Here is a 1,927-nt window from a genome sequence, read left to right as displayed (position 1 = left end):
TCGCTCAAGTAATGGGTCCGAACATAGAGCAAGAGCTCGAACCTGGGGGCAGGATGGTACTCAGAGAGTGGCAGGCGTGGATAGAGAATGATCTTTCCCCGGCAGGGAAGTTGAGCAGATCAGAGGCGGCCCCGCGGTGCTGCCGAGAGCGGCAGTCTCTGCTCGGGCAGCGCAGCCATTGTCATCCCGAGCAGCCGGAGCGGCCCTCGTTCCCATTGGTCGGGAGGCTGAGTCGCGGGCCGTTGAAGTGTGCGAGCTCTATGGGCCTACGCGGTGGTCAGGACAGGGCATCTCGCACGGACCGCTCCATCTGCTCGTACTCGGCGGTCTCGTCCAGCAGGACGACGCCCGCCTCAGCTTGACTCTGTCCGAACCCGCCGACAGGACTCACTCCCGCACGCCACCACTCACTTCGGCTCAGTAAACCGACAGCAGCTCGCAACCCTTGGCACGCCGTGCCCGAACACCGGCCGCTGGGCAACCAGAACCGTGCCCGCCGCACGATCTATCTGCAGCTCGCGCGGCTCAGACAGGCCATGAACGGCACGCCGCACCAGGAGCCCGGAGAGGAGGAATGACGGGCCGGCGGCCGCCCCGCGGCCCGACGCGCGCATCAAGACTGCTTCTCATATCGTAGGAAAAGGTAGGAAACATCCTCTGGATGCCTGCCTGGAAGGGTTGCCGAGATGGACGTGCGGACAGCCGTGCGGCTTTGGCGTAGGGGCCGTCGTAGACGGGCTGCTCGAACAGCTCGGCCCTGTGGCGGGCGACCGCCGAGACCGGGACGCCGTAGTCGTCGGGGGCCGGATCGTTCACCCCGGCGGCCTCGGCGACCTGCAGGAAGTCAGGCATCACGCCATGCTGCCAGCCCGCTCCGCGCCCCGAACCGGTGTGGGAAGTCGACCTCCCCAGCAAAGAACGCGAACATCTCCACAGCGCCGCCCTGGCCGAGGCCCGGCTCCTCTTCGACGCCGGCGCCGAACTGCGCTACCGCGACGGCGGCCGCCGCTGGGCTATGGGCACTCCCCTGTACGCGGGCGACCGGCCGTACGCGGTCCTGCGCCCCCCGACCCCAGTTCGTCGACTGGGACCAGCTCAAGGGGCTGCTCATCTTCGTCCGCAACCACGACGAACTACGGATGCTCGGCCGCGACGCGCCCAACGACACCCGCATCATCGTCCTCGAACAGCAGCCTCCACCCGCCTGAGGGATCTGGGCTCGTGGTCCGTCAGATGCATCATCAGCATCGGCGACACCACCCCGGGCACCGTGCTGCCGCTGCTGGCGCACCTGAGCGAGTACACACTCCAACGCATCCGAGGTACGGAACCGTAGCAATCACCGCGGCATGCCCGTGTCCAGGACGGTGGTGACGGTGCGGGCCATGTCGTCGCTCGCGACACCTCTTCTGTGTGGAAGCCGGTCGCGTGAACGTCTTGCGGCAGTCTCGGCGCGAGTTGTCGGTGGCAGGGGAGATGATGCCGGTATGACACTGCTGCCGATCACCGCGCCCGCGTCCCTGCTGGAGGTCCACCGTCTCGACCCCGAAGCCAGCGGATGGGGATTCAGGGTCGATCACGCGGTCGCGACGGCGGTCGGCGACACCTACGTGCTGACCGGCCTGCGCCGCTACCGCGCGCACGCGGCTGGCGCGGCCGACCCCGCCGAGCAGGATTTCGGCTACCAGCTGATCACCCGCCACGGCACCGGCGGAAAGCCCACCACCACCGCCGTATTCGGACAGGCGGTGCCGGGCGGTGGCCCGTCGGCCATACCGGAAGGCGACACGGCGACCCTGGCCGTCCTCCCGGACGGCGCGGTCGCCGTCAGCTCCAAGCCTGGCAACACCCACCTCCTGTCCCCGGACCTGGACAAGGTCCTCGCCTCCTGGCCGATGTCCTGGGGCTGGGAAAGGCAGCAGGGCCC

1 protein-coding gene and 2 pseudogenes are annotated in these 1,927 nt (G+C 68.3%); 2 read left to right on the top strand and 1 reads right to left on the bottom strand.

From position 1 onward, the window contains the following. Nucleotides 1–455: 455 nt before the first annotated feature. Nucleotides 456–578 carry a hypothetical protein gene (locus tag GA0115254_RS47130; RefSeq protein WP_256103101.1) on the top strand — a complete coding sequence of 41 codons (123 nt, stop codon included), beginning with the start codon at nucleotides 456–458 and terminating at the stop codon, nucleotides 576–578. Nucleotides 579–699: 121 nt separating this feature from the next. On the opposite strand, the pseudogene GA0115254_RS47125 reads toward GA0115254_RS47130, so the two are convergent. Beyond that, nucleotides 700–852: pseudogene (locus GA0115254_RS47125) on the bottom strand (fic family toxin-antitoxin system, toxin component); the annotation flags it as partial. Nucleotides 853–1,487: 635 nt separating this feature from the next. Between GA0115254_RS47125 and GA0115254_RS42175 the strand changes: the two are divergent. Next, nucleotides 1,488–1,927: pseudogene (locus tag GA0115254_RS42175) on the top strand (hypothetical protein); the annotation flags it as partial.

This window comes from Streptomyces sp. Ncost-T10-10d (assembly GCF_900091955.1).
Lineage (GTDB): Bacteria > Actinomycetota > Actinomycetes > Streptomycetales > Streptomycetaceae > Streptomyces.
Note: the sequence above shows the minus strand (reverse complement) of the source record. Positions and strands in the feature narration are given on the sequence as shown.